The sequence below is a fragment of the Dactylosporangium aurantiacum genome (assembly GCF_000716715.1).
Classification (GTDB): Bacteria; Actinomycetota; Actinomycetes; order Mycobacteriales; family Micromonosporaceae; genus Dactylosporangium; species Dactylosporangium aurantiacum.
In genome coordinates this window covers 1-26957 of sequence record NZ_JNYJ01000058.1, presented here as the reverse complement: position 1 = coordinate 26957, position 26957 = coordinate 1, and the positions used below count along the sequence as shown (strand labels likewise).

Sequence of the window (26957 nt, the reverse complement as noted above, 5' to 3'; positions counted from 1 at the left end):
GGGTGTCAACCGGGTCCGGGGTCAGGTGCCCGCGGTCAGTGCCGCGCGGACGATCCGGATCGCCTCCTCGGTGTCCAGGCCCACGCTGGCGATGACGGCGGCGTACTCGGCGGCGGCCCGCCCGGCCCGCTCGCGGGCCTGCTCACCGCCGGCGGAGACGAACGAGCCGGCCGCGCCGCGGGTCTCGATCAGCCCCGCCTCCTCCAGCTCACGGTACGCCCGGCCGACGGTGTTCACGGCCAGCCCGAGGTCCGCGGCGAGGCGGCGGATGGTCGGCAGCCGGGTGCCCACGGCCAGGGCGCGTTCGTGGATCTGCCGGGCGAGCTGCGCGCGCAGCTGCTCGAACGGCGGCACCGGCGAGGCGGCGTCGATGACGATCATCCGGCTCACCCGGCGTTCGTGGCGTGCCGCGCCACGGTGCCGCTGCCCGCGGTCCGCGCGTTGACCACGACCAGGGCCGCGACGGTCGCCACGATGAAGACCATCCAGGCGGCGACCCACCAGCCGGGCGCGGTGGCGAACACCGACACGACCGGCAGCGACCACACCGCGGTCGGGGTGGCGACCTCCCGGGCGTCCTCGACCCGCAGGATGACGTCGGCGGTGAGGGACGCCTCGTCGTCGGCCACCGTCGGGTGCGTCAGGATGTGGCGCAACTGGACCGCGGCGGCCGCGGCCACCCCGGCCAGCCCGATGAGCAGGACCACCGCCGCGAACCTGGTGCCGGCGTCCGGCTCGACCAGGCCGCGGACCGCCATCGCCGCCGCTCCGGCGTAGGTGATGAGCGCGAGGGCGGCCCGCGGCGGGCCGAGCAGGGTGCGCCAGCCGAGCCGGACCGGGTGGGCGGCCCGACGGGGCAGTGTCGCGGCGGCCCGCCGGTCGGCCCGGCGCACCCACCGGTCCAGCAGCGACTGGCCCAGTACCAGCGCGACCACCGCCGAGGTCAGGGCCAGCAACGGCCCGCGCCCGGCGCCGTCCGGCAGGCTGCTGACGTAGGCGAGGGCGACGGCGCACAGGAAGACGGCCAGCAGGATCGACCCGGCCAGTCGCGCGCGGCGCCGGACCGCCAGCCGCGCCGCCAGCAGCGGGGTGGGCTCGACGTCGCCCAGCCCGTGCCCGGCCAGCCAGGCGCCGGCGTCCCTGAGGTCCCCGTCCGTTCGGTTCGACATGACGCCTCCACCGCTTGTCGCAATGCTTGTACCAATAGAGTGCGACAAGGATTGCGACAAGTCAACGGGACGGCGTGGACCCGCACCCGCCGGCCGGCGTCAGACGTCCCGGCGGTGCACGACGACCAGCGCGACCAGCAGCGCGATGAGCGGCCACGCGGCGAACACGGCCCACGCCTCGGCCAGGCTCGGCGGGTACAGGCCCCATGGGTGCGGGTTGATGTCCACCAGCCGGTCGTAGGCCACGAGTGGCGTGGCGTTGCGGACTTCCCGGCTCCACCGATGTTCCGGGCTGAAGAACAGGGGCAGCAACAGCAGGACCCCGGTGGTGGTGACGATCGTGCTGGCGGGGTGGCGCAGCAGCGCGGCGATGCCCATGCCGACCAGCGCGCAGACCGGCAGCAGCAGCGCGCAGCCTGTGATCGCCCGGGGTACGCCGGGATGGCCGATCGACAGCCCGGCGTGGTGGTCGGCCAGGATGGCCTGGCTGGCGAGGAACGCCGAGACCGCGACGAGCACGCCGAGGGCCGACATGACCCCGGCCAGGACGCAGGCTTTGGCCGCGAGCAGGGAACGCCGGGCGGGCACCGCGGCGAACGTGGTGCGGATGAGGCCGCTGCCGTACTCGCTGACCAGGGCCACCGCCCCGATCGCGCCGGCGGCCAGCATCGCCATCAGGTACGAGTTGTGGACGAACGCGTCGCGCAGCGGGTAGAACGCGGCCCGTTCCTCGGGACTCCACCGGCCCCAGTTGTCCCGGTCGTACATCGCCTGCTGCACGGCCGAGCCGACGATCAGCGCCGCGATCAGCGCCAGGCCGCCGGCCGTGGAGCGCAGTGACCAGAATTTGATCCACTCCGCGGCGAGCAGGTCGGCGAAGCGGGCGCGCGCTTCCGTCTCCGCCGCCCGGGCGGTGGGCGAGGCCGTACGGGTGCGCGGCACGCTCATCGCTCCTCCCCGGCCTGGTACTCCACGCTGTCGGCGGTGAGCCGCATGAATGCCTCCTCCAGTGATGACGTGCGGGTGTACAGCTCGTGCACGGCGATGCCCCGGACAGCGGCGAGCTCACCGATTCGCTCCGCGGCCAGGCCGGTCACCGTGAGGGTGCCGGTGCTGTCGGTGTCGACCGCGCCGCCGGCCCCCACCAGCGCCGCCGCGAGGGCGGTCGGGGCGGACGTACGCACGGTGACCCTCGGGTTGGCGCTGCGGGCGGCGAAGTCGGCCAGGCGCTCTTCGGCGATCAGACGTCCCCGGCCGATGACGACCAGCCGGTCGGCGGTGTGCTCCATTTCGCTCATCAGGTGACTGGAGACGAACACGGTGCGCCCCTGCGCGGCGAGCCGGCCGAACAACTCCCGCACCCAGCGCACCCCTTCGGGGTCCAGGCCGTTGAACGGCTCGTCGAACAGCAGCACGGGCGGGTCGCCGAGCAGCGCGGCCGCGATGCCGAGCCGCTGCTTCATGCCCAGGGAGTACCCGCCGACCCGGCGCCGGGCCGCGGCGCTCAAGCCGACCTCGGCGAGCACCTCGGCCACCCGGCGGCGGGGGATGCGGTTGCTGACGGCGAGCGCGGTGAGGTGCGCGGTGGCGCTGCGTCCGGCGTGCACGTCGTTGGCGTCGAGCAGCGCGCCGACGTGGCGCAGCCCTCGCGCGTGGTCCCGGAAGCGGACCCCGTCCACGGTGACGGTCCCGCCGCTCGGCTCGTGCAGGCCGAGGATCAGCCGGAGCGTGGTGGACTTGCCGGCGCCGTTGGGGCCGAGGAAGCCGGTGACGTGGCCGGGCTCGATGGTGCAGGTGAGGTCGTCGACCGCGGTGGTGCCGCCGTACCGCTTGGTGAGCTGACGTAGTTCGATCACGATGTCCACCGTGCCGGGTGGGCCGGCTGCGGGCATCGGGCCGCGGCACACAATCGCCGGCGCGGGGTAGCCGGTGGGCGTACGCCCGCAGGCCGATGCCGGCCGCCGCCGCCTCGCATAGCATCGCGGCATGTCCGACCCCGCATCGCCGACGCGCCCGCCAGCCTCGCTCGTCTGGACGGTGCTGGCCTGGTGCGGCGCGGCGGCGTACCCGGTCGTGCTGCTGACCCTGGTGCCGGTGTACCGGGGGACGCTGCTGCCGATGCTGGCACTGCTGCTGCCGACCGGCTTGCTGCGGCGGTACCCGTTACCGGTGCTGGCGCTGATGCTGGCCGGCTCGTGGCTGGTCACGGTGACCACGCCGGTATGGGGGGTGGCATACAGCCAGGTCCTCGCGGTGGACGTGGCGCTGGCGGTGACGGCGGCGGCCTGGTCGCGACGGGTGTCGTTGGCCGCGGCCGCGCTGGTCGTCGCCGTTCAGGTCGCCGCGGTCGGTTTCTACGCCACCGGTGACCAGCTCTACCGCAGCACCGTGGCGATCGTCGCGCTGACCGGGGTGGCCGCGTGGGCGATCGGCAACTCGACGCGGCAGCGCCGCGAGCACGCGGCCGAGATGACGGCGCAGGCGACCGAGCGGGCGGTGGCAGCTGAGCGGTTGCACATCGCCCGCGAACTGCACGACATGGTCGCGCACAGCGTCGGGATCATCGCCATCCAGGCCGGCATGGGTGCCCGGGTCATCGACAGCCGGCCGGACGAGGCCCGCCTGGCGCTGCGCACGATCGAGGCGACCAGCCGGGAGACCCTCGCCGGGCTGCGCCTCACGCTCGTGTCGCTGCGCCGTCCGGCCGGCGGGGCCGGTCCGGACACCACCGGGGACGTGCCGCCTCGGCACCCGGCGCCGGGTCTGGCGGACCTCGACCGGCTCGTGGCGTCCACCGTGGATGCCGGGGTACGGGTGGAGCTCTCCCGGTGCGGCGAGCAGCGGTTGCTGCCACCGGAGGTCGAACTGTCGGCGTACCGGATCGTGCAGGAGGCGCTGACGAACGTGGTCCGCCACGCCGGCGCCGCCCGTTGCCGGGTGACCGTGGACTACGGCGAGCGGGAGCTGTCGGTCGAGGTGGCCGACGACGGCCCGGGACATGGCGACGCGGCGGCGGCGCCGGGCTTCGGGCTCGCCGGCTTGCGGGAGCGGGCCGCGATCCTCGGTGGAGAGCTCAGCGCGGGTCCGCGCCCGGGCGGAGGCTTCCGGGTGTTCGCTCGGCTCCCGACGACGGCGGGTGTCGCGTGACCGCGCCGGGCGGCGCCGGGTGCGTACGGGTCGTGCTCGCCGACGACCAGCCGCTGATCCGCGCGGGCCTGCGGGTGCTTATCGACGACACGCCCGGCATGGCGGTGGTGGGCGAGGCGTCGGACGGCACGGAGGCGGTGGCACTGGTCGGTCAGCTCCGGCCGGACGTGGTGCTCATGGACCTCCGCATGCCGGGCATGGACGGCATCGACGCCACCCGGAGGATCACCGCAGCGGGCGGGGCGACCCGGGTGCTGGTGCTGACGACGTTCGACGACGACGAGTACGTCTACGGCGCGTTGCGGGCCGGGGCGAGTGGTTTCCTGGTCAAGGACATGTCGCTGGAGGAGATCCTCGGCGCGGTCCGGGTGGTGGCTGCCGGCGACGCGCTGATCGCACCGAGCGTCACGCGCCGGCTGATCGCCGAGTTCGCCGGTCGGCCCGCACCGGCCCGCCCGCGCCCGGTGCTCACCGGTGTGACCGAGCGGGAGCGGGAGGTGCTGACGCTGGTCGGCCGCGGCCTGTCCAACGGCGAGATCGCCGCCGAGCTGGTGGTCAGCGTCGCCACCGCGAAGGCGCACGTGGCGCGGCTGCTGACGAAGCTCGGTGCCCGTGACCGCTTGCAGCTGGTGATCGCCGCGTACGACGCCGGGCTTGTCGCGCCCCGGCGCTGAGAGCCCGGGTTCGGCGCTCCACGCACCACGCGCGCCGGCCGGCCGGGCCGCCGGCCACCCTCACGATCCCACCCTGGCGGCGCCGTTCGTTCGGCACCGGTTCGGCACCGGGGCCGCGTAGGTTGGTTCTGGTGGAGGGCTGGGCGGTGCGAGACGAGGGCGGGTGGCCGCGGCTGCGGGTGGCGGACTGGACCGACACCAGGGACACGCTGCACATGTGGACCCAGATCGTCGGCAAGATCCGGATGGCGCACGCCCCGGCGGTCAACCACTGGTGGCACGTCACGCTCTACCTGAGCGCCCGGGGGCTGACCACGTCGGCGGTGCCGTACCGCGACGGCGCGTTCGAGATCGAGTTCGACCTGCTCGACCATCAGCTGCGGCTGCGCACCAGCGACGGCCGTTCCCGGGCGGTCGCCCTGGCGCCCAGGCCGGTCGCGGTGTTCTACCGGGAGACGATGGACGCCCTCGCCGGACTCGGCGTACAGACCCGGATCCACGCCGTGCCGAATGAGGTCGAGCCGGCCGTGCCGTTCGCCGAGGACGAGGTGCACACGGCGTACGACGCGGCGGCGGCCCAGGTGTTCTGGCGGCAGCTGCTGCAGGCCCAACGGGTGATCGGGCGGTTCCGGTCCGGGTTCCTCGGCAAGGCCAGCCCGGTGCACTACTTCTGGGGTGCGATGGACCTGGCGTACACCCGGTTCTCCGGCCGGCCCGCGCCGCCGCACCCCGGCGGCGCGCCGAACTGCCCGTCCTGGGTGATGCGCGAGGGCTACTCCCACGAGTTGGCCAGCTGCGGCTTCTGGCCGGGCGGTGGCGCCGAGGGGACCTTCTACGCGTACACCTACCCGGAGCCGGCCGGATACGCCGAACGGCGCGTCCGCCCGCCCGACGCCTCCTACGATCCGCGCCTCTGCGAGTTCCTGCTGCCGTACGAGGCGGTGGCCGGATCGGCCGATCCGGACGCGACGCTCACCGACTTCCTCCAGTCGACCTACGAGGCCGCCGCCGACCTCGGCGGGTGGGACCGGCAGGCCCTCGAACCCGGCCCGGCCGCCGGCTGAGCGTGAAGGCCCCGGCCGGAGGGAGCCGGCCGGGGCCATCGTGTCCAGTTCCTGGTGGGTTATACGGCTGCCACCGTCGCTGCCGCGTCGACGAGGCCGGCGCCGCAGCCGCCGCTGCAGGTGCCGGGGATCGGGCGGGCGTGCGCCTGTAGGGCCGCGAGGACCTGGGTCGGGGTGAGGCTGGGGTTGCGGCTCAGCATGAGGGCCACCAGGCCGGCCACGTGTGGTGCGGCCATGCTGGTGCCCATGTACGTGGTGTAGGTCGGGTTGCCGGGCGTGGTGGCGCCGTCGTTGAGGGTGGAGAGGATGCCGTTCTGCGGGGTGGAGCGGGTGCCCGGCGGGTCGGTCTCGAGGCGTACCTCGCCGCCCGGCGCGGCCACCTCGACGGTGCTGCCGTAGTTCGAGTAGAAGGCCCGGTTGCCGTCGCGGTCCAGGGCGGCCACGGTCACCACGCCCGCGCAGTTCGCGGGGCTGAAGCCGGAGGCGTTGGCGTTGGAGTTGCCCGCGGCGACGACGACGGTGGTGCCGCGGCTGTTGGCGGAGCTGATCGCGCGCCGGTAGGTCTGTGAGCAGGAGCCGCTGCCGCCGAGGCTCATGTTGATGACCTTCGCCGGGTTGGGGTTGGCCGGGACGCCGGCGACGGAGCCGCCGGAGGCCCAGACGATCGCGTCGGCGATGTCGGAGCTGGTGCCGCCGCACTTGCCCAGCACCCGGACCGGGACGACCCTGGCGTTGTACGCGATACCGGCGACGCCGAGGCTGTTGTTGGCCACGGCGGCGATCGTGCCGGCGACGTGCGTGCCGTGCCAGCTGGAGTTGCTGGCGGTGGTCTGGCCGCACTCGCCGGCCGCATACCAGTCGCCCTGGTCCTGCGCGTCGGCGTCACGGCCGTTGCCGTCGCGGGAGATGGTCGAGCTGCTGATGAAGTCGTAGCCGCCGAGCCAGCGGGCGTCGAGGTCCGGGTGTGACGTGCGGCCGGTGTCGAGCACCGCCACCACCGCGCCGGTGCCGGTGGCGAGGTCCCACGCGCCGGGGACGTTCATGCCGCCGGTCGGCTCGAAGTAGTCCCATTGTTGCGGGTAGTTCGGGTCGTTCGGGGTCGACAGCGCGTACATCTGCGTGTCGGGCTCCGCGTATTCGACGTCGCCGCGCGCCTGCAGCGCGGCGAGGAGACCGGCCGTGCGCCGGTTGACCGTGATGACGTGCGCGCCGACCGCGAGCTGGCGCTGCTCGGTCAGCGAGACGCCGAGACGGTTGCCGATGGCCCGCAGCGCGGCCCCCCGGTCGGCTCCGGCCTTGAACTGCACGATGTACTGCTGGGACTGGCCGTCGGCCGGGGCCGCCTCCGAGCCGGCCGGCACCTGTGCGTGCGCGGGGGCTTGGATGGCGAACGTCGTCAGGACCAGCGCGGTGGCACCGGTGACGAACGTGGAGACACGCGAGCGTTTCAAGGGACCCTCCTTGGTCAGCGAACACGGCGCGTGACCACGGAGGGTAGCTTCAGTGACGAATGGAAATCAATGGAAGTTGATCACCGGTCGGAATGGGCATGTCGTCCCCGGCGCCCGGTCCGGTGGATGATCACATCGTGGCGAGCCTCGGACAGCTTCATGCCGACGTGTGGGACGCGCTGAAGGCGTTGGTCGACCCGGAGCACGAGGACGACGAGGAGTATCCGGAGGAGGCCGCCGCGTTCGGCTGGCTGCTCGGTGAGGCGGGTGACGCACCGGCGGGGATCGGCGCGGTGCTGATCCGGGCGACCTCCGCGGCGACGCCTGCGGTGCACCGGCAGGTGCTCGTCCAGGCACTCGAGCACGCGCTCGCCACCGCCGACCAGCTCGGTGAACGGGACCGCAGTTATATCGAAGGGCACCGGGACGCCGAGTTCCTCGACGAAACGCAGCGTTCGGTGCTGGAGCTGACCGCGCGTGAGGCGGAGATCGGCAGGATGGAACTGATGACCGTCCCTGTCGCGCACCGCGTCCAGGTGCTCGACGCGGCGCTGCCCGACCAGGCGTCGGCGCCTACGACCAGAACGCCCTGCTGTCGGCCCCGCACATCGTCGAACGCGTCGCGCGGCGGTTCGCGCTGCCGTCGGCGGCCGCGTCGCTGTACCTGCAACTGCTGGCCCTGCCCGACCCGACGGACGCCCACCTGCTGCGGTGGAACGGATGGGACGCGGCGCGACTCGCGGCGCTCGCCGCGCCGCTGCTCGGCCGCGAACTGGTCGTCGAGGACGTCCGGCCCGGTCGCCGGTACGGCATCCCCGGACCGTGGCTCGAACCGAGATTCGTGCCTGCCTTCGAGGCATGGAAGTCGACGCTGTACGGCTTCACGCCTGACCAGGAGCCGCCGTACCGGTGGCAGCTGGTCACCCGGCCGGTCACGGACCTGTTCCAGGCCGCGGCCGACCGGGTGGCCTCCGGCGACGTGCCCCGCTGAGCCGCCCGTACGCCGGGCAGGTCATGCGGCGCTGACCGTGATCCGGTCGACGGACGGTGCGTGACCGTCGCCGTTGCCGATCGTGATCGCGTTGCGTCCCTTGGTCAGGGTGAAGGTCGCCGCCGTGCGGGTGCAGCACGCGGCGCCCGACGCGGTGACCGTCGCCGAGCCGCCGCCGGCCACGCTGACCACCGCCGAGCGGGTGCCGTCGCCGTCGGCGACGAGGAAGAGCGTGACGACGTACGTCCCGGTCTCGGGCACGGTCACGTCGGTGAACGTCAGACTGCCGGTCTTCTTCGCGCCGGGTCCCAGCCTGCCCAGGTTCCGTACGATCCGGCCGCCGGACGCGCCCGGGTACGCGACGATCTCGGCGGTGCCGGCGAGCTGGGCCGAGCCCGCCTCGGCTTCCAGCCCGAGCTGGAACGGCGGCCGGGTGGCGGTCCGCGACGATGACGGCGACGGCGAGCCTGCGACGCTCACGCTCGGGCTCGGCGTCGCGGACCCGGCCGCGGACGGCGCGCCGGTCGCCGCCGTCGGGGCGACGAGCCCTTCCGGCGCGCGGACGGGCTCGCGCTCGGGCGGCGAGGAGCACATCGACACCGTCACCGCGACCGCGGCACCGACCGCGACCGGCGCCGCGAGCAGCCACCACAGCCGTCGCCGGGTGGGCACCGGCGGCTCGGGTCCGCCGGTGCCGGCCGGCGGGGGCGGGGCCGAGCTCCGCTCGGGCCACACCGGACCCCTCGCCTCCCGGCCGCGGCTCGCGTGCCTGGGCGATGGGGGATCGGTGCCCGCGCCGGCGGATTCGTCCCAGTTTGCCCCTGAAGAGTGCCGGACGGTCGGTTCCGGCAACCAGGGACCGGCCCGCAGTCGGCTCGCCTCGGAGTCGTCACTGGTCATGAGGCGTCAATCTAGTCGGTCCGGGACGGTGTCCCCGCCCCGCCCACGCGGCCGCTCCTCGCCTGGCCCGTTGCGGGATCGTTACGGGCTTCAAGAGTGCGCATCTTGACAATGAACAGCCCGGACACTAGCTCATTAGGTACGCAAACCGGAACGCATCGCGAGCACCATGAGTGCCGATTTGGCGCTCGAAATATGAATATGCATTGTTGGGCGCGACCCCTGCGCGCTCGAGCTGATGTGATCGACATGTGCGTTACGTAGACTGAGATGGATGTCGGATGAAAAGTGTCGGCGCCGTTGCCGTGCCAAGTCGTCATCGCACCACCACGCCGAAGCGCAATACCATGGCAAGTCGGGTGCGGCGCAAGCTGAGCACCCGCACGGCCACCGTGGCCTCCATCCTTATCGGTGTCGTCTGGACGATCCCGACGTTTGGCCTGTTCATCTCCTCGTGGCGCCCGGAGGAGGAAATCAAGACGAATGGCTGGTGGAAGGCTTTCGGCGATCCTGCCCTGACTCTGGACAATTACCAGCAGGTTGTTTTCGGCACGTCGGGCGCATCGGGTAGGCTCGCCAGCTACTTCGTGAATTCCGTGGTGATTTCCGTCCCCGCGGTGCTCTTCTCGGTCTGTCTGGCGGCGATGGCCGCCTATGCGCTGTCCTGGGTCGACTTCCGCGGCCGGGACTGGATCTTCATCGGCGTCTTCGTGCTGCAGATCGTGCCGCTGCAGGTCGCGCTCATTCCGTTGCTGCAGCTGCTCGGTCCGGCCATTGGCTGGGGTGGCGGATTCTTTGCCGCATGGGTCGCCCACACCTGCTTCGGGCTGCCATTCGGTGTGTTCCTCCTGCACAATTTCATGTCGGAGGTGCCGAAGACGATCTCCGAATCCGTACGCATTGACGGCGGTACCCACGCCACGACGTTCCGGCGGATCGTGATCCCGCTCGTCGCGCCGGCGCTCGCGTCACTGACGATCTTCCAGTTCCTCTGGATCTGGAACGACCTGCTGGTCGCACTGGTGTTTACCTCCGGACCGAACACCCGGCCGTTGACGGTCCGGCTCGCCGAGCTGGCGGGCACGCGAGGCAATGAATGGCAGCGGCTCACGTCCGGCGCGTTCGTTTCCATGGTGATCCCGCTCGTCGTCTTCCTGACCCTGCAGCGGTACTTCGTCCGCGGCCTGCTGACAGGGGGAGTGAAGGGCTGAGTCGGCCGGTGGACGTTCCCGAGCCGGTGGCCGGGTGGCTCAGCCGGCGACGGTGACGCTGATGGTGTGCCACCCGGTGGCGCCGTCGGGGAACGGGGTGCTGCGGAGCTCGGGCTGCACCGCGCCGGTGCGGTCGGTGGCGCGGACGCGGATGGTGTGCAGGCCCGGGGTGGCGGTCCAGGTGGTGCGCCACTGCACCCAGGTCTCGGTGGACGGCACCGGCAGCAGCTCGGCGGCCCGCCACGGTTCGTCGTCGATCTGGACCTCGACCTGGGCGATGCCGCGGCCCTGCGCCCAGGCGACCCCGGCGATCGGCAGCGGCCCGGCGGCAGGGCTGGTCAGCGGCGCGGGCCGGTCGATGCGGGCAGCGGTCTTCACCGGAGCCCGGGGCGCCCAGCCGCGCTGGACCCAGTACGCGTCGACTGCGTCGAAGGTGGTCACCTCCAGCGTGGTGAGCCATTTGCATGCACCGGCGTAGCCGTACACGCCGGGGGTGAGCATGCGAACGGGGAAGCCGTGCTCGAACGGCAGTGGTTCGCCGTTCATGCCGACGGCGAGCATGACGTCGCGGACGTCCAGCACCGTGGTCAGCGGGGTGCCGATGCTCATGCCGTCGACGGACCGGGCGACGACCTGGTCGGCCCCCGGTGCGATGCCGGCCTCACGCAGCAGCGGCGCGAGAGGGACGCCGAGCCAGCGGGCGGTGCCGATGTACGGGCCGCCGACCTCGTTGGAGACGCAGTTGAGGGTGATGTGCCGTTCGATGAGGGGCCGGGCCAGCAGCTGTGGAAACGACAGGGTCAGCGGGCGCTCGACCATGCCGCGGATGCGCAGCCGCCAGCTGTCCAGGTCGACACGCGGGACGGTGAGGGCGGTGTCGACCCGATAGAAGTCGGCGTTCGCGGTGACGAAGCCCGGCTCCTGCCCGGCGGGCAACGGCGGTGCCGGGTCTGAGGGCGCGGGGAGCCGCACCGCGGAGCGGTCGCGGGCGCTGGCGCTGCCTCGTGCCCTGCGGGCGGCGACGGCACCGCCGGCGGCGGCAGCGGTACCGGCGCAGATGAGCGCTGCCGTGGCCAGGAACGTCCGCCGGTCGAGCAGCCGCGCTGGCCGGCCGGTGCTCAGGCCGGCGGGCGCACGCTCGACCGGCGGCCGCCGGTTGAGCAGGTGCAGCGCCACGGCGGTGACCGCACCGCCGAGCAGCGTCGGTGTGCAGTCCGGTCCGGTGGCGGCCGGCCGGGACAGCGCCGCGGCGGTCCCGAGCGCCGCGAACAGCGCCACGCCGATCAGTCCGTGCCGGCGTCGCCGGGCGGCGAGTACGCCGATGGTGGCGGCGGCGGCGGCGAGGGCTACGGCGATGCCGGTCAGCAGGAGCGGTTTGTCCGCGGTGCCGAACGTGCGCACGGCGAACTCCTTGACGGCGGTGGGTGTGGCGTCGATGACGACCCCGCCGACGGCAACGATCGGCCCGGCGGCGGGGTTGGTGAGCGCGGCAACGAGCTCGGCGGCGGCGGTCCCGGCCGCGGCGGCGAGCAGCCCGGCCAGGATCGGCTGTAGAGGTGGACGCACGACCGGTATCCCTTCCACGGTGATGGGCACGGGCCGGGCGGATGGGCCGCCCGGCCCGTGCCGGCCGTGCGTCAGCTCTTCGGCATCAGGACGGTGTCGACGATGTACACGACGGCGTTGGCGGTCTGCACGTTGCCGCACACGACCATCGAGGCGCCGTTGACCGTGAAGCTGGTGCCGGAGCCGGTCACAGTGACCTCACCGCCCTGCAGCGTCTTGTGCGTGCCGGCCAGCTGCGCGGGGGTGAGCTTGCCGGACACGACGTGGTAGGTGAGGATCTTCGTGAGCGTGGCGTTGTCGGCGAGGACCTTGTCAAGGTCGGCCTTCGGGATCTTGGCGAAGGCGTCGTTGGTCGGCGCGAACACCGTCACCGCTGGTGCGCCGTTGAGCGTGTCGACGAGGTTCGCCTTCTTCACGGCAGTCACCAGGGTCGACAGCACCGGGTTGCCCGAGGCGGCGCTCGCGACCGGGACCTTGGCCATGGCGTCGAAGCTGCCAGGGTTGGCCGGGTCGGTCGGGACCGCGGCACAGCCTGCGCCGAACGCTGTGTCCATGGTGCCCGTCGCCGAGGGCATCGCGGCGGACGTCATGGGAGCGGCGGTGGTGGCCGGCGCGCCGGCGCCGGACGTGTCATCGCTGCTGCCGCAGGCGGTGAGGGTCAGGGCGAATGCGGCGGCCGCCGTGACGGCGACCAGCTTCGTGCGGAACATCGGGAACCCTTTCACGTTGGGACTTCTGCCGGTGATTCGGAACGGTGCGGCGGCCGGATCGGCGCACCTTCGAGTGAATGTCAGCGCCGGTCAGTGCCGAGGCCGCCGCCGAGCAGCGCCACCCCACCACCCTGGTGAGCGGCCGGCCGGCCGGCACCCCACGCGCCCTGCGGACCGCACGTTCATGGTTTTCCTCCTGATATCAGCGGTGACGCCCCATGCGTCAGGCTCGATCGGTATTCGGCGCTGTTGTGCCGTCGGATGGGTGCCCGGCGGAGAAATCTTCGAACTGGACCGTCCGACACTGCCGAGTCGCAGCGGCTGCGGCGGCCGGGAGCGCGGTCAAACATGGCGGTGGGTTGCTTTCCGGGTGCCGGCCGTCGGCGGGTCGGTGCCGCGCCTCATCCGATCGGGGGACAGGCCGATGCTGCCGTCGACAGGTTTCGCGCGACGGTGAAGGCAGGCGGGCAGATGGCGAAGAAGACACGTGCGGGGCAGTGGCTGGTGCTCGGTGCCGCGGCTGCCGTCGGTACGGTCATGACCAGCCAGGGCGTGTTCGCGTCGTGGGTGGCGACCTCGGAGGCCACGACCGGTGCCGTGCAGGCGGCGAGCGTGGGGCTCACCCACACCGACACCAACGGCACGGTGTTCAGCAGCGGTGTGGCGAACCTGCTGCCCGGCGACTACCTGTACCGCTACGCGAACCTCGTCAACACCGGCGCGCTCGCGCAGGACTTCACCGCCGCGGTCACCGGCAGCGGCGCCCTCGCCGCGGCGGGTGGGCTGCAGATCGCCGTCGACTCCTGCTCCACCGCGTGGGCCGGCAACGGCACGTGCGGCGGCACGCTGCTGCCGGTCGCCGCGATCCGCGACGTCGCCGGCTCAACGGACATCGCGCTCGGGCAGATCGCCGCCGGCGGGTCGTCCTACCTGCGGTACAAGTTCATGCTCAGCGCGGGCGCTTCCCAGGCCACGTTCCAAGGCACCACCGGCACGGTCAAGGTCACCGTCAACGGCAGCACGCCGGTCTCCGGCGGCCGGGACCGCACCGGCGGCTGAGGCAGCCGATGAGGACGTTTGCCGCGCTTGCCGCCTTCCTCGTGGCGTTCTCGGCGTCGGTACCGGCGGCGGACGCCGCGGCGGCGGGCTGGACGAGCAGCACGCACCAGCGCACCGGCGACCTGACGATGGCCACACCGGCGTACAGGTTCTCCGGCCCGACCGGCGCTTCGTACACGATTCCCTACACGGTGGTGAACTTCGTGGACACCGACTACCCGGTGTTCACGAACACCGGCGCGACACCGGCCAGCTTCGCCGGCGTCATCACCGCCGACACCGCCCTGCCGCTCGGCTCGACGGTGCTCGTGCGCGGCTGCGGGGTCGCGTGGGCGGGCGGGGCCTGCCCGACCGGGGCGGTCACCCTGCTCGCCCCGACGTGGCTGAGCACGCAGCCGGCGGTCGCCTACCAGAGCACCCCGATCCCGGCCGGCGGCCGGACCTACCTGCAGGTCAAGGTCGGCGGGTTCCTCGCCACCGCCGCCATCACCCTGAGCGTCACCAGCGCCGTGCTACCGGCCGGTGGCGCCGACCGAACCCTCGGCTGATCAACCGTCACGGAGGTCGCATGCTGATCCGCGCCGCCCACACGCTGCTGTTCCGCACGGCGCTCGTGGTCACCCTGCTGTTCCTCGCCGTCACTGCTGTCCTCGCCGTCACCGGTGCCCGGCTCGAACCGGTCCTGTCCGGTTCCATGAGTCCCACCATCCCGCGGTACTCCCTGGTGGCTGCCGTGCCGGTGCGCGCCGACAGCCTCCGCGTCGGCGACGTGGTGATCTTCCAGCCGCCCGCCGGGCACCTGCCCGCCGGCACCGCCGTCATGCACCGCGTCGTCGAACTGCGCGACCAGGACGGCACCCCGGTCATGCGGACCAGGGGCGACGCCAACACCGCCACGGACCCGTGGACGGTGGACCTGCGTTCCGCCTCGCTGTACCGGGTCCAGACGTCGCTGCCGCACGCCGGGGTCGTCGTGCAGTTCCTGCACAACACCGCCAGCCGGACCGGCGGCGCGCTCACCTGGCCCGGCATCCTCCTGCTCGCCGGCGCCGCCGCCTACGCCACCCGCCTGCTGCGCAACCGTGAACCCCGGGCGGCTGTCGCGCCGCTGCAACAGATCTCCTACGAACTGCGCACACCCCTGAGCAGCATCGTCGGCTACACCGAGCTGCTCGCCGACGAGCAGCTCAGTCCTCGCCAGGCCGAGGTCGTGCGCACCATCGCCAGGCAGGCCCAGCGCCTCACCGGCCTCGCCGACGACCTCAGCCTCCTGCAGACCCTCACCCGCGATCCGGAGCACGTCGACGGACCGACCTGCCTGCTCGCCATCCTCCATCAGGTCCGCGACGCCCTTGCCCCGCACCTGGCCGCCCACGGCGCCGACCTCGTGTTCGACGTCGAGGGCGACACCGGCGTTCTCGTCGACCCACGGCCCGTCCGCCGCGCCGTCACCGCCCTGCTCGACGAAGCGGTCACCAGCGCCGAACCCGGCCACATCCTCACGATCACCGTCCGGCGCCGCCGCGACCACGTCACCGTCGACATGGCCGAGCTCGGCGCCGCACACGCCGACATGCACGCTGGCGTGAGCGTCGCGGCCACCACCGCGCGGCACCTCCTGCAGACCCAACGCATCCATGTCGACGCCGCGGCGGCCGGCCTCACCCTCCGCCTGCCCGTCGCGGCCTGACCCGGGCGGGTCCATCCCCGCAAGACGTGTCGGCGCGGAGCCCGCAGGTGCGGGCGCGCGGCCCTTGCGCACCGGTCTTGCATTGTAGCAATGTAAGAGCGTTGATCTGGGTCGAGCGCCGGAGGGGACCGCCCGTGATCCGGTTCGTGTGGTCGCACGTGCGCGGGCGCGCCGGCCGGTCGATGGCGCTGCTGGCCGGCATCCTCGTGGCGACCACCGGCTTCACCGTGCTCTCCGGCGCGACCGCCACCGCCAGGCTGCCGGGCGAGCGAGATGGCGAGCCTGCTCGCGGTCGGGTGGTCCACCGGCGCGCTCGGGCGGCTCATCGCGAACGAAGGGCTCGGCATCGGCGTCGCCGGCGGCATCCTCGGCGCCGGAGCCGGTCTCGCCGCAGCGAGCCTGTTCGTCGGCCACACCTCGGCCGACCTGGTCCTCGTCGGTCTCCTCGCCGCGCTCGCCGGGACGCTGCTCGCCGGTGTGTCGGCGGCGCTGCCGGCGCTGCCGCTGAGCCGCCGGCCGGTCGCCCGGCTGCTCGCGGAGGACTGACGACGGACCGCGGCGTGGTGATACAGGCAGGCGGACACGCCGCCGCGGTGCAAGCCGGACGCGGCACCCCGGCGCACTTCGCGGCGATGTCCCGGACCGCGCCGGACAGGGTTTCGGCAGGCCCTCCTGGACAGCAGGGGACATACTGCACGGATGAGTGGCAACGACGGCATCGTCGGCTGGCGATGGCTTGACGTGCGGCTGCGCGAGCGGGCCCGCCGGCAGGTCCGGGCCGAACCCGCACCGAGCCGCCGGCGCCGGGCCGCCACGGCCGCCCTCGCCGCCGTCGTGCAGGTCGCAGCGTTCGCCACGCTGCTGTGCGGTGCCTGGTTGTGCACGGTGCGGTTCCCCAGTGTCGCCCTGCTGCCGGGCGTGGTGCTGCTCCTCTTCGGCGTGCTGACCCTGCCCCGGCCGGCCACCATGCCGCGGGACGCCGTCGCGGTGCGGCGCGCCGACGCACCCGCGCTGCACGCGCTGACCGACCGGGTCGCCGACGCGCTGGGCGTGCCCCGGCCGCACGTCGTCGTGCTCGACGACCGGTTCGCCGCCGACTCGGGGTTCGCCGGATTCCTGCGCCGCCGGTACCTGCGCATCGGCGCGCCGCTGTGGGCGGTGCTCGACCCGGCGCAGCGCGCCGCGCTGGTGGCCCTGGAGCTGGCCCGGTTCGGCGGCGGCGACCCGAGCCGCGCAGCGCTCACCGGCACCGTCGAGCGCACGCTCGCGACCATGGTCGCCGTGCTCGAACCCGCCGCGGACAAACGGATGCAGACCGGTCGCGACAACGACGTCGTCAAGATGATCTCGGCGAATCCGGGCCAGCGGGTCGGTGAGGAACAGGCGTCCACCAACCTCGCCGAGGACCTCATCCGCCCGTTCATCGCACTCCTGCAGGGCGCCTTCGGGCTGGTGCGGCTGGGCTACCTGACGCTGCTGCAGCCGGATGCGTTCCGGGCGGTCCTCGCGGCCGACGCCCGGGCGGCCGCGGCGGCCGGCACGGCGGACGTCCGGTCGGTCCTCGCCACCCGGCTGCTCGCCGAGTCGATGGTGACGGTCCTGCGCCGCGACGCCCGCGCCGGTGACCGCTCCAGCGCGGTCCGGCGCGACGAACCCGAGACGGTCGTCGCCGGCTGGCCCGCCCTCGCCGCCGCCGCCCTGGCAGAGAACCTGCCGTTGCTGCCCGACCGCTGCGACGCCGACGTGGCGCGCAACGCCTCGCCGTTCGCGGTCACGCCACCGCTCGGCCGGCGGATCGAGGTGCTCGCCGACGTGCCGGGCACCCTTGCCGCCGACCCCGAGGAGTCCGCGGAGACGGACGTCGAGCTGCGGCCGATGTACCGCAGGCTCGTCCGGGACCTCAGAAACGGCTGATCCACCACCCGCGGACCGAGCTGCGCGCCTCCGCACGGGACCGGGCAGGCCCGGGGCTGCCGGGGTTGACGCCGGGCGAGGGTGTCTCAGCGGAGGCTGCGGGGGCGCATGTCGGTCCAGTTGCGCTCCACATAGGCGACGCACTCGTCGTGGTCGCCGCCGTCGAACACGACCCGCCAGCCGGCCGGGACGTCGAGATCCGCCGGCCACAGCGAGTGCTGCTCCTCGTCGTTCACCAGGACGCAGTATCGACCGTTCATCGCCGGCTCCTTTCCGTCGTCTGCGCCGTCATCGTGCCGCGCGTCGCTAAAGGCCGGCTTGCCAAGCGACACGAAAGACCGGCTTCAGTGGCCGTGGCTAGGCTTCCCGGCGTCCGATGCAGACAGCAGCCCGCCAGGAGACAGCGATGGCCGAGGACGAATTCTTCGAGCAGCTCGACGACGTGGTGGCCGCCGGTTGGCGGCGTATCCACAATGGACCGTTCTTCAACTACGTCCGCGAGCACGCTCCGGACCGGGAGCTCTACCAGCGCACGATGTGGGAGCTCTGGCACTACATCCAGCACAACCCGCTGAACCAGGCGGTCGCGGTGCTCGGTGCGCCGCCGCGGAACACCCACCTGGTCCGTTACGCGGTGGAGCACGCGATGGAGGAGATCAGCCACGAGAAGATGATCGAGCACGACCTGCGCGCGGTCGGGCTGCTCGACGAGGCGATGTACGACGCCGTGCCGCTGCCGGCCACGCAGGCGTTCATCGCGTACCTGTACTACGTCGGCCTGACCCAGGGCGCGGTGCCGCGGATGGGGTACAGCTACTGGGCCGAGAACGCCTACGACCACATCGGCGAGCTGCTCGGCAAGGCCCGCGCCGAGCTCGGCCTCACCGACCGCGAGCTGAGCTTCTTCGTCGCGCACTCCACGATCGACCAGAAGCACAGCAAGGAGGTCGAGGACGCGCTGCGCCGGCACGCCGTCACCGCGCAGCAGCAGGCGCAGGTGATCGAGGTGGCTCGCACGTCGCTGCACCTGAACGAGGCGATGCTGGCCGGTGTCCTCGAGCGGTACCTCGCGGACCGCGGATAGGTCCGGCGATGTCAACCGACGCAGCGGTCCGCAGCTGCCCCGTCGCGCTGCCGACCGACCGCACCGACCCCTTCGACCTGCCGCCGGAGCTGGCGGTGCTGCGCGCCGAGGCGCCGGTCACCCGGGTGGAGCTTCCGGCGGGCGGCTGGGCGTGGCTGGTGACCCGGCACAGCGACGTGGCCCGGTTGCTGCGCGACGAGCGGCTCAGCGCCGACCCCACCCGGCCCGGGTTCCCGTTCGTGCGTCCCGGGCTTCGTGCCGCGGCCCGCGCCGAGAACCGCGCAGGGCAGTTCCTGCGGATGGACGCGCCGGAGCACACCCGGCTGCGGCGGCTGCTGACCGGCGACTTCATGCTGCGGGAGATCCGCCGGCTGGAGCCGGAGATCACCGCGATGGTCGACACGCTGATCGACGGGCTGGCCGGCGGCGAGGCAGATCTGGTGTCGCAGTTCGCCTTCCCGCTGACCTCGCAGGTGATCTGCCGGCTGCTCGGCGTGCCGTACGCCGACCACGAACAGTTCCAGGGCCGCAGCCGGCAGCTGTTCTCCCGCCGGCACAGCGAGGCGGACACGCAGCGCTTCGCCGCGCAGCTCCAGGCGTACATGGGTGCCCTGGTGGACGCGAAGGCCGCCGCCGAGGACCCGGGCGACGACCTGATCGGCCGGCTGGTACGCCGGCATTTGCGCCGCGGTGAGGTCGACCGGGACGAGATCGTCGGCATCGCCCTGCTGCTCCTGGTGGCCGGTCACGAGACGACCGCGAACATGATCGGTATGGCGGTGCTGACGCTGCTGGAGCACCCGGGCCAGCTGGCGCGGCTGCGCACCGACGGCGGCCTCGCCGGGGCGGCCGTCGAGGAGCTGCTGCGGTACCACACGATCGTGCACTTCGGGGTGCCGCGCGTCGCGGTCGAGGAGCTGACCGTCGCCGGGCAGACGATCCGGCCCGGTGAGGGCGTCCTGGCACTGCTCGCCGCGGCCAACCGCGACCCGGCGGTGTTCGCCGACCCGGACGCGTTCGACATCGGCCGCGAGGCGCGCCACCACCTCGCGTTCGGGTTCGGCGCGCACCAGTGCCTGGGCCAGCAGCTGGCCCGGGCGGAGCTGCGCATCGCCCTGCTGGGGCTGCTGCGCCGGCTGCCGGACCTGCGCCTCGCGGTGCCGGCCCGGGAGCTGTCCTACCGCACCGACATGGCGACGTACGGCGTGCACGCGCTGCCCGTGCGCTGGTGACGCACCGAACCTGGACCGGACCGTCGACCCTCCGGAGCGCCTCGTGACGACCGTCTCTGACCGCCCGCCGCCGAACGGCCACCCGCCGGACCCCGCCGCGCGCCGCACCGGCGACGCCACCGTCGCGGTGACGCCCGCTGCCGCGGGCGGGTCGGGGCCCGGCACGCCGCCGGGCGACGCGCTGCCGCTGACCGCGGCGCAGCGCGGCATCTGGCTCGCGGAGCAGGTCGGTGGCGGCGCCGACCGGCGCGAGATCGCGCAGTACTTCGACATCCGCGGCCCGCTCGACCACGGCCGCATGCGCGAGGCCCTGCACCGCGTCATCGCCGAGACCGACGCGGTGCGGGTCCGGTTCGCCGTCGTCGCGGGGGAGCCGGTGCAGCTGCCCGACGCGGCCGCGCCGGTCGAGCTGCCGGTGATCGACCTGCGCGCCGCCGGCGACCCGCCGGCCGCCGCGCACGCCTGGATGGCCGCCGACCTGGCGCGCCCGCTGGAGCTGGCCGCCGGTCGGCTCGCGGCGGCCGCCCTGCTGCGGCTCGGCCCCCGCCGGCACTTCTACTACCAGCGCGTGCACCATCTGGCCCTCGACGGTTACGGCGCCGCGCTGCTCGTGGACCGGCTCATCCAGCTGTACGGTGAGACGGCCGCGCCCCGCCGGTTCGGCGCGCTCACCGACCTGGTCGACGAGGACGTCACGTACCGCCGGTCGGCCGCGTACGACCGGGACCGCGACCACTGGCTCGGCCGGTACGAGGATCCGCCGGCACCCGTGACTCTGGGCCTGGACGGCGGGCCCGGCGCCGGCGGCCGGGTGGCCACCGGGCCGCTCGCCGTCGACCTCGCCGGATTCGGCATGCGCGCCCACCCGACGGTGTGGCTGACCGCCGGGCTCGCCGCCTACCTGCACCGGGTCACCGGCGCCACCGACCTGGTGATCGAAGTGCCGGTGACGGGCCGGACGACGGCCGCCGCCCGGGCCACCCCGGCGATGCTGTCCAACATCCTGCCCGTGCGGCTGAGCGTCGACCCGCGGCAGCCGGCCGCGGCGCTCACCGCCGCGGTGGCGGCCGAGCTGCGGGCGGCACTGCGGCACCAGCGGTACCGGGTGGAGGATCTCCGTGCCGCCGCCGGTGAGGTCGCCGGCCCGGTCCTGAACGTGCTGCCCGACCCGCCCGGTCCGCGGCTGCCCGGCCTGCGCCTGCGGCGGCACGTGCTGACCACCGGCCCGGTCCGCGACGTCGCGTTCGTCGGCCGGGTCGACCCGGTCCGGGCGACGGTGCTGGTGCAGGCCGAGGCCGACGACCGCCGGCACCGCCCGGCGTCGGTCGAAGGGCATCAGCGCCGGCTGCGGCAGGTCGTCCGGCAGCTCGGCACGGACCCGCAGCGCACCGTCGGCCGCCTCGACGTGCTGCTGCCCGGCGAGCGGCGCCGCCTCGTCGCCGGCTGGCGCCGGGCGCCGCAGCGCGAGACGCTCGCCGCGCTCCTCGCCGGGCAGGCCGCCCGTACCCCAGACGCCGCCGCGATCGTCAGCGACGGCGGCACGCTGACCTACCGTGACCTGCACGGGCGGGCCAACGCCCTGGCCCGGCGCCTCATCCTCGCCGGGGCGGGGCCGCACGCCGTCGTTGCCGTCGCCCTGCCCCGCTCCGCCGACCAGGTCACCGCCGTGCTCGCCGCGGTCCTCACCGGTGCCGCATACCTGCCGGTCGACCTGGAGCACCCGCCCGCCCGGGTCGCGGCCCTGCTCGCCGACGCCCGCCCGGTCTGCGTCGTGTCCACGGTGGGCATGCTGCCCGGGGTGCCCTGGGTGGCGCCGGACGGCAACCGCGACGACCGGCCCGTCACCGACGCCGAGCGCACCGCGCCGCTGCGCCCCGGTGACCCGGCGTACGTCATCTACACCTCAGGCTCCACCGGCCGGCCGAAGGGGGTCGTCCTGCCCGGCGCGGCGCTGGTCAACCTGCTGGCCTGGCAGCGCGACACGCTGCCCGGCGGACCCGGGACGGTCACCGCGCAGTTCGCCCCGGTCGGCTTCGACGTCGCCGCCCAGGAGCTGGTCCTGGCTCTGGGCACCGGCCGCTGCCTCGCCGTGCCTGCCGAGGAGCTGCGCCGCGACCCGCCCCGCCTGCTGCGCTGGCTGGCCCGGCACCGCGTCAACGAGCTGTTCGCGCCCAACCTCGTGCTGGACGCCGTCGGCGCAGCCGTCGCCGAGCTCGGCACGGCCCTGCCCGACCTCACCGACGTCGTGCAGGCCGGTGAGGCGCTCGTGCTGACGCCGGCGTTGCGGGCCCTGACCCGCGGGCGGCGGCTGCACAACCAGTACGGGCCGACCGAGACCCACGTCGCGACGGCGCAGCTGGTCGACGGCGACGCCGACCGGGGCACCGACCGGCCGCCGATCGGCCGTGCGGTGCCGAACATGCGCGCCTACGTGCTCACCGACCGGTTCGACCCGGTGCCGGCCGGTGGCGTCGGCGAGCTGTTCCTGGCCGGCGCCCAGCTGGCCACCGGCTACTGGCGGGCGCCCGGCGGCACCGCACAGCGCTTCCTGGCCTGCCCGTTCGGTCCGCCGGGCGGTCGCATGTACCGCACCGGCGACCTCGCCCGCTGGGGCGACGACGGCGTGCTGGAGTACCTCGGCCGGGGCGACCAGCAGGTCAAGGTCAACGGGTTCCGGGTGGAGCCGGCCGAGATCGAGGCCGCCCTCGCCGCGCATCCGCGGGTCGCCGCGGCCGCCGTGATCGTGCGCGAGGACCGCCCGGGCCGCCGCCGCCTCGTCGCCTACGCGGTGCCCACCGCCGCCGGTGCCGGCCTCGGCCGCGAGCTGCTGGCGCACCTGCGGGAGCGGCTCCCGCGGTACCTGGTGCCGGCCGCCGTGGTCCCCGTCGGGGCGCTGCCACTGACCCGCAACGGCAAGCTGGACCGGGCCGCCCTCGCCGCGCTGCCCGCACCGGAGGACGGCGCGCCGCCCGCCCGCGCCGCCCGCACCGCCGCCGAAGCGCTGCTGTGCGGCCTGTTCGCCGAGCTGTTCGGTCTCGCCGAGGCCGGCCCCGACGACGACTTCACCGCCCTCGGCGGCGACTCGCTGCTGGCCGTGCGGCTCGTCGCCCGGGTCCGCGCCGTGGCCGGGCTCGACCTGCCGTTGCGTGCCGTGTTCGACCACCCGGTCGTCGCCGACCTCGCCCGGTGCGTCGACGGGGCCGGTGCGGCCGCTCCGCCGCCGGTCGTGCCGGTCGTGCCGCGGCCGGCGCACGTCCCGCTGTCCGCCACGCAGGCGCGGCTGTGGTTCCTGACCGGGCCGGATGCCGGGTCCCACACGAGTGGCGGTGCGACCGCGTACAACATGCCGGTCGTGTACCGCGTCGACGGCCCGCTCGACGTCGCGGCACTGGAGCTGGCCGTGGCCGACCTCGCCGACCGGCACGACGTGCTGCGCACCGTGTTCCCGCTGGACGAGCACGGTGTGCCGGTCCAGTCGGTCCGCGACACCGGCCCGCGGCTGCGCGTCGGGCCGTCCGCCGGGCCCGCGGCCGTCGAGGCGCGGGCGCTCGCCGGGCACCGCTTCGACCTGCGCGACGAGCCACCGATGCTGGTCCGGCTCATCCCCGACGGCGCCGACCGGCACCTGCTCGTCGTCGTCCTGCACCACATCGCCGCCGACGGCTGGTCCGTCGGGCACCTGTTGCGCGACCTCGCCACCGCCTACGCCGCCCGCACGGCCGGCACCGCGCCGGACTGGGCGCCGCTGCCGGTCCAGTACGCCGACTTCGCCCTGTGGCAGCGGGCGGGTGAAGGCGGCGAGGCGGCGGTGCGGCAGCTGCGGTACTGGACGGCGGCGCTCGCCGGCCTGCCCGAGCACACCGGACCGCGGACCGACCTGCCGCGCCCGGCCGTGCCGTCGGGCGCGTCGGCGAGGGTACCGGTGCCGATCGGCGCGGACGTGCACGACCGGCTCCGGCAGCTGGCCCGGCGGGCCGGCACCACCGTGTTCGTGGTGCTGCACGCGGCGTTCGCGGCGATCCTGACCCGCTTCGGCGCCGGCCCGGACACCGCCGTCGGGGTGCCCGTGGCGGGGCGCACCGATCCCGCCGTCGACCTGCTCGTCGGGCCGTTCGTCAACACGGTCGTGCTGCGGCTCGGCACCGGCGGCGAGCCGTCGCTGCGGGACCTCGTGGCCCGGGCCCGGGACGCCGATCTGGCCGCCCTCGCCCATCAGGACGCGCCGTTCGACCGGGTCGTCGAGGCGGTCAACCCGCCCCGGCAGGCCGGCCGGCACCCGCTGTTCCAGACGTTCCTGGCGCTGCGCGCCGCCACGGCGCCGGTGCGGCTGGCGGGCCTGGCGGTGACCGAGGTGCCGCTGCCCCCGGGCCCGGCGAAGTTCGACCTGTCCCTGACCTTCACCGAGCTGACCGCGGCGGAGCCGGCGGGTGGGTCGGCCGGTGGGTCGGCCGGTGGGTCGGCCGGTGGGCTGGCCGGCGTCCTGGACTACGCCACCGACCTGTTCACCGAAGGCACCGTCCGGGCGATCGCCGCGCGCCTGGGACTGCTGCTGGACCGGGCCAGCGCCGACCCCGACCGTGCGCTGCACACGCTCGACCTGCTCGCGCCGGGGGAGCGGCACCGGCTGCTGCACGACTGGGCCGGCACGGAACGCCCGCCGCCGCCGCTGGCCGGCCTGTTCGCCGCGCCGTTGCGGCGCGACCCCGGCGCCCCGGCCGTCGCCTGGCCCGGCGGCGCCTGGACGTACGCACAACTGCACGCGCGCGCCGCCCGTGTCGCGGCCAGGCTGCGCCGCCAGGGCGTGCGCCCGGAGTCCGTCGTCGCGGTCTGCCTGCCCCGCTCCCCGCACCTGCTGGCCGCGATCCTCGGCGTGCTGCGGGCCGGCGCCGCCTACCTGCCGCTCGACGCGGACCTGCCGCCCGCCCGGCGCGCCGCCCTGCTCGCCGACGCCCGCGTCATCCACGTCATCGACCGCCCCGAGCAGGCCGACGGGCCGGCGGTCACCGCGGCGCCGGTCGCCGAGCCACCCCCTGCCAGCGCCGCGTACGTGCTGTACACCTCCGGGTCGACCGGCCGGCCCAAGGGCGTCGTGGTGACCCGGGGCGGGCTCGCCAACTACCTCGCGCACGTGCGCGACCGGTACGCCGGGCTCGCCGGCACCGCCGTGCTGCACGCCTCACCCGGCTTCGACGGCACCGTCACGTCGCTGCTCGGCCCGCTGGTGACCGGCGGCACCGTCCGGGTGGCGGAGCTCGCCGACGCCGACCGGCCGGCGTTCGTCAAGGGCACCCCGAGCCACCTCGCGCTGCTCGCCGACCTGCCCGCCGCCGCGCAGCCGACGGTCGAGCTGGTGCTGGGCGGCGAGGCACTCAGTGGCGCGGACCTGCGCGACTGGGCCCCCCGCCGCACCGGGGTGACGGTGGTCAACTCCTACGGCCCGACGGAGACCACCGTTGCCTGCGCCGACCACCGCCTCGACCCCGCGGACCTGCCCGCCGACCGGGTGCCGATCGGGCGGCCGATCCCCGGCAACCGGCTGTTCGTGCTCGACGAGCGGTTCTCGCTCGTCCCGCCCGGCCTCACCGGCGAGCTCTACGTCGCCGGCGTGCAGCTCGCCCGCGGCTACCTGCACCGGCCCGGACTCACCGCGCAGGGCTTCCTCGCCTGCCCGTTCGGCCCGCCGGGGCAGCGCATGTACCGCACCGGTGACCTCGTCCGGCACCGCGCCGACGGGGTCCTGGAGTACCTGGGCCGCGCCGACGACCAGGTCCAGATCCGCGGCGTGCGGGTGGAACCGGCGGAGGTCCGTGCCGTGCTGCTCAGCCACCCGGCGGTCACCGGTGCCGCCGTGGTCGCGTCCGGTGCCACCGCCGCGACCCGGCGGCTGATCGCGTACGCCACGCCGGCCACCCTGGACACCGGCGCGGTGCGCGCGCACCTGGCCGCCCGGCTGCCGGCGGCGCTGGTGCCGGACGCGGTCGTGCCGCTCGCCGCGCTGCCGATGACCACCAACGGCAAGCTGGACCGTGCCGCGCTGCCGGCACCGGCCGTCACGGCCGCCGTCCCCGCCGCCGTCACCGCCGCGCCGGCCGGACTGCAGGCCGTGCTGTGCGCCCTGTTCGAGGAGGTCCTCGGCGTGGCCGGGGTCGGCGCCGGCGACGGGTTCTTCGAACTCGGCGGCCACTCGCTGCTCGCCGTGCGGCTGGTCACCCGGCTCCGTGCGGTGCTGGGCACCGACGTGCCGGTGCGCCTCATCTTCGAGGCGTCCTCCGCGGCCGCCCTGGCCGAGCGGCTCGGTGCCGACGCGCGCACCGCGGGGCTGGAGACGCTGCTGCCGCTGCGCCCCGCCGGAGCCCGCGCGCCGCTGTTCTGCGTGCACCCGTCGGGCGGTCTCAGCTGGGCGTACGCGGGCCTGCTGCCGCACCTGGACCGCGGCTGGCCCGTGTACGGGCTGCAGGCACGCGGCCTGGTGCGCACGGAACGGCTGCCGGCGACCGTCACGGCGATGGCCGCGGACTACGTCGCCCAGATCCGCCGGCTGCAACCGGACGGCCCGTACCACCTGCTCGGCTGGTCGCTCGGCGGGCTGCTCGCCCACGAGATGGCGGTGCAGCTGCGCGCCGACGGCGCCGAGCTGGCACTGCTCGCGCTGCTGGACGCCTATCCGGTGCGGCGGGCGCGGGCCGCCGACGCGGCCGTGGAGCAACGCATCCGCGACGCGGTCCGGGCCGGGCTCGCCGGGGCCGGCACCGACCGGCGGCTGCTGGCCCGCATCCGCGCCGTCGCCGCGCACGGCATGCGGGCCGCCCGCGCGTTCACCCCCGGGCGGTACGACGGCGATGTGGTGTTCTTCGACGCGACCCGGGACCGCGCGCCGGACACCCCGCCCGCCGCGTCGTGGCGGCCGTACGTCACCGGCCGCGTCGACGTGCACCGCATCGACTGCACCCACTTCACGATGCTGGAAGGCGACGCCGCACGTCGCGTCGCGGACGTCCTAGGTCGTGTGTCGAACTCGGGCGTGGTGCTTGACCTGCCCTGACGTGGTTGGGTGCGTGTCGGAGATCGACAATGGGCGAGGTCTCCGGTAGTTGG

The 26957-nt window shown here is 74.4% G+C and carries 23 protein-coding genes; 13 read left to right on the top strand and 10 right to left on the bottom strand.

Features of this window, described 5'->3' with window-relative positions; genetic code table 11:
* Positions 1-21: 21 nt before the first annotated feature.
* The 4 genes from OP18_RS43765 to OP18_RS43750 all read right to left on the bottom strand — a co-directional run bounded on the left by OP18_RS43765 (position 22) and on the right by OP18_RS43750 (position 3025).
* The gene (locus OP18_RS43765; RefSeq protein WP_033365282.1) at positions 22-381 is read right to left on the bottom strand and encodes a GntR family transcriptional regulator; all 360 of its coding nucleotides are present in this window, start codon (positions 379-381) and stop codon (positions 22-24) included.
* Between the two features lie 5 nt (positions 382-386).
* The gene (locus OP18_RS43760) at positions 387-1169 is read right to left on the bottom strand and encodes a hypothetical protein (protein WP_033365251.1); all 783 of its coding nucleotides are present in this window, start codon (positions 1167-1169) and stop codon (positions 387-389) included.
* Positions 1170-1268: 99 nt separating this feature from the next.
* On the bottom strand, positions 1269-2117 hold the full coding sequence (locus OP18_RS43755; protein ID WP_033365250.1) for an ABC transporter permease: 849 nt from the start codon (positions 2115-2117) through the stop codon (positions 1269-1271).
* A complete protein-coding gene (locus OP18_RS43750; RefSeq protein WP_389254583.1) occupies positions 2114-3025 on the bottom strand; it encodes an ABC transporter ATP-binding protein in 912 nt (303 codons plus the stop codon). The genes OP18_RS43755 and OP18_RS43750 overlap by 4 nt, the downstream gene beginning before the upstream one ends.
* 130 nt (positions 3026-3155) lie before the next feature.
* Here OP18_RS43750 and OP18_RS43745 point away from each other — a divergent pair, with 130 nt between their 5' ends.
* From OP18_RS43745 to OP18_RS43735, 3 genes are all read left to right on the top strand, one after another.
* Positions 3156-4316, top strand: coding sequence for a sensor histidine kinase (locus tag OP18_RS43745; RefSeq protein WP_033365248.1), 1161 nt, complete (start codon positions 3156-3158; stop codon positions 4314-4316).
* Positions 4313-4990, top strand: a complete 678-nt coding sequence (locus OP18_RS43740) for a response regulator (protein WP_033365247.1) — start codon at positions 4313-4315, stop codon at positions 4988-4990. The genes OP18_RS43745 and OP18_RS43740 overlap by 4 nt, the downstream gene beginning before the upstream one ends.
* 131 nt (positions 4991-5121) lie before the next feature.
* Positions 5122-6054, top strand: a complete 933-nt coding sequence (locus tag OP18_RS43735; RefSeq protein ID WP_245635743.1) for a DUF5996 family protein — start codon at positions 5122-5124, stop codon at positions 6052-6054.
* Between the two features lie 59 nt (positions 6055-6113).
* Here OP18_RS43735 and OP18_RS43730 read toward each other — a convergent pair whose 3' ends face one another.
* Positions 6114-7505: a S8 family peptidase gene (locus OP18_RS43730; RefSeq protein ID WP_033365280.1), complete on the bottom strand. Its 1392-nt coding sequence runs from the start codon at positions 7503-7505 to the stop codon at positions 6114-6116.
* An 80-nt stretch (positions 7506-7585) separates the two neighbouring features.
* Positions 7586-8032 carry a hypothetical protein gene (locus tag OP18_RS43725; protein ID WP_033365246.1) on the bottom strand — a complete coding sequence of 149 codons (447 nt, stop codon included), beginning with the start codon at positions 8030-8032 and terminating at the stop codon, positions 7586-7588.
* 314 nt (positions 8033-8346) lie between these two features.
* Between OP18_RS43725 and OP18_RS58175 the strand changes: the two genes are divergently transcribed.
* Positions 8347-8496 carry a hypothetical protein gene (locus OP18_RS58175; RefSeq protein ID WP_156090197.1) on the top strand — a complete coding sequence of 50 codons (150 nt, stop codon included), beginning with the start codon at positions 8347-8349 and terminating at the stop codon, positions 8494-8496.
* A 21-nt stretch (positions 8497-8517) separates the two neighbouring features.
* Here the strand turns inward: OP18_RS58175 and OP18_RS53920 are convergent, their stop codons facing one another.
* Positions 8518-9168: a carbohydrate-binding protein gene (locus OP18_RS53920; protein WP_156090196.1), complete on the bottom strand. Its 651-nt coding sequence runs from the start codon at positions 9166-9168 to the stop codon at positions 8518-8520.
* Between the two features lie 509 nt (positions 9169-9677).
* Between OP18_RS53920 and OP18_RS43715 the strand changes: the two genes are divergently transcribed.
* Positions 9678-10607, top strand: coding sequence for a carbohydrate ABC transporter permease (locus OP18_RS43715; protein WP_033365243.1), 930 nt, complete (start codon positions 9678-9680; stop codon positions 10605-10607).
* Between the two features lie 39 nt (positions 10608-10646).
* On the opposite strand, the gene OP18_RS43710 is transcribed toward OP18_RS43715, so the two are convergent.
* Positions 10647-12173 (bottom strand): molybdopterin-dependent oxidoreductase, encoded by a 1527-nt coding sequence (locus OP18_RS43710; protein ID WP_245635742.1) that lies wholly within the window; start codon positions 12171-12173, stop codon positions 10647-10649.
* A gap of 71 nt (positions 12174-12244) precedes the next feature.
* Entirely contained in the window at positions 12245-12883 is a 639-nt protein-coding gene (locus tag OP18_RS43705) for a fasciclin domain-containing protein (RefSeq protein WP_033365242.1), read from the bottom strand.
* A 471-nt stretch (positions 12884-13354) separates the two neighbouring features.
* Between OP18_RS43705 and OP18_RS43700 the strand changes: the two genes are divergently transcribed.
* From OP18_RS43700 to OP18_RS43680, 5 genes are all read left to right on the top strand, one after another.
* On the top strand, positions 13355-13942 hold the full coding sequence (locus OP18_RS43700; RefSeq protein ID WP_033365241.1) for a M73 family metallopeptidase: 588 nt from the start codon (positions 13355-13357) through the stop codon (positions 13940-13942).
* An 8-nt stretch (positions 13943-13950) separates the two neighbouring features.
* On the top strand, positions 13951-14490 hold the full coding sequence (locus OP18_RS43695; protein WP_156090195.1) for a hypothetical protein: 540 nt from the start codon (positions 13951-13953) through the stop codon (positions 14488-14490).
* Between the two features lie 20 nt (positions 14491-14510).
* On the top strand, positions 14511-15632 hold the full coding sequence (locus OP18_RS53915; RefSeq protein ID WP_052388221.1) for a signal peptidase I: 1122 nt from the start codon (positions 14511-14513) through the stop codon (positions 15630-15632).
* A gap of 273 nt (positions 15633-15905) precedes the next feature.
* Positions 15906-16178 carry a hypothetical protein gene (locus OP18_RS43685; protein WP_033365239.1) on the top strand — a complete coding sequence of 91 codons (273 nt, stop codon included), beginning with the start codon at positions 15906-15908 and terminating at the stop codon, positions 16176-16178.
* A 153-nt stretch (positions 16179-16331) separates the two neighbouring features.
* Positions 16332-17546 carry a M48 family metallopeptidase gene (locus OP18_RS43680; protein ID WP_033365238.1) on the top strand — a complete coding sequence of 405 codons (1215 nt, stop codon included), beginning with the start codon at positions 16332-16334 and terminating at the stop codon, positions 17544-17546.
* 86 nt (positions 17547-17632) lie between these two features.
* Here the strand turns inward: OP18_RS43680 and OP18_RS54595 are convergent, their stop codons facing one another.
* Positions 17633-17806, bottom strand: a complete 174-nt coding sequence (locus OP18_RS54595) for an MbtH family protein (RefSeq protein ID WP_063745750.1) — start codon at positions 17804-17806, stop codon at positions 17633-17635.
* A gap of 146 nt (positions 17807-17952) precedes the next feature.
* On the opposite strand from OP18_RS54595, the gene OP18_RS43675 reads away from it, so the two are divergent.
* From OP18_RS43675 to OP18_RS43665, 3 genes are read left to right on the top strand one after another with little or no spacing between them, the layout of a single operon-like run.
* Positions 17953-18630, top strand: a complete 678-nt coding sequence (locus OP18_RS43675; RefSeq protein ID WP_033365237.1) for an iron-containing redox enzyme family protein — start codon at positions 17953-17955, stop codon at positions 18628-18630.
* 8 nt (positions 18631-18638) lie between these two features.
* Positions 18639-19862, top strand: a complete 1224-nt coding sequence (locus OP18_RS43670) for a cytochrome P450 (RefSeq protein ID WP_033365236.1) — start codon at positions 18639-18641, stop codon at positions 19860-19862.
* A 43-nt stretch (positions 19863-19905) separates the two neighbouring features.
* Positions 19906-26904, top strand: coding sequence for a non-ribosomal peptide synthetase (locus OP18_RS43665; protein WP_052388220.1), 6999 nt, complete (start codon positions 19906-19908; stop codon positions 26902-26904).
* Positions 26905-26957 lie beyond the last annotated feature (53 nt).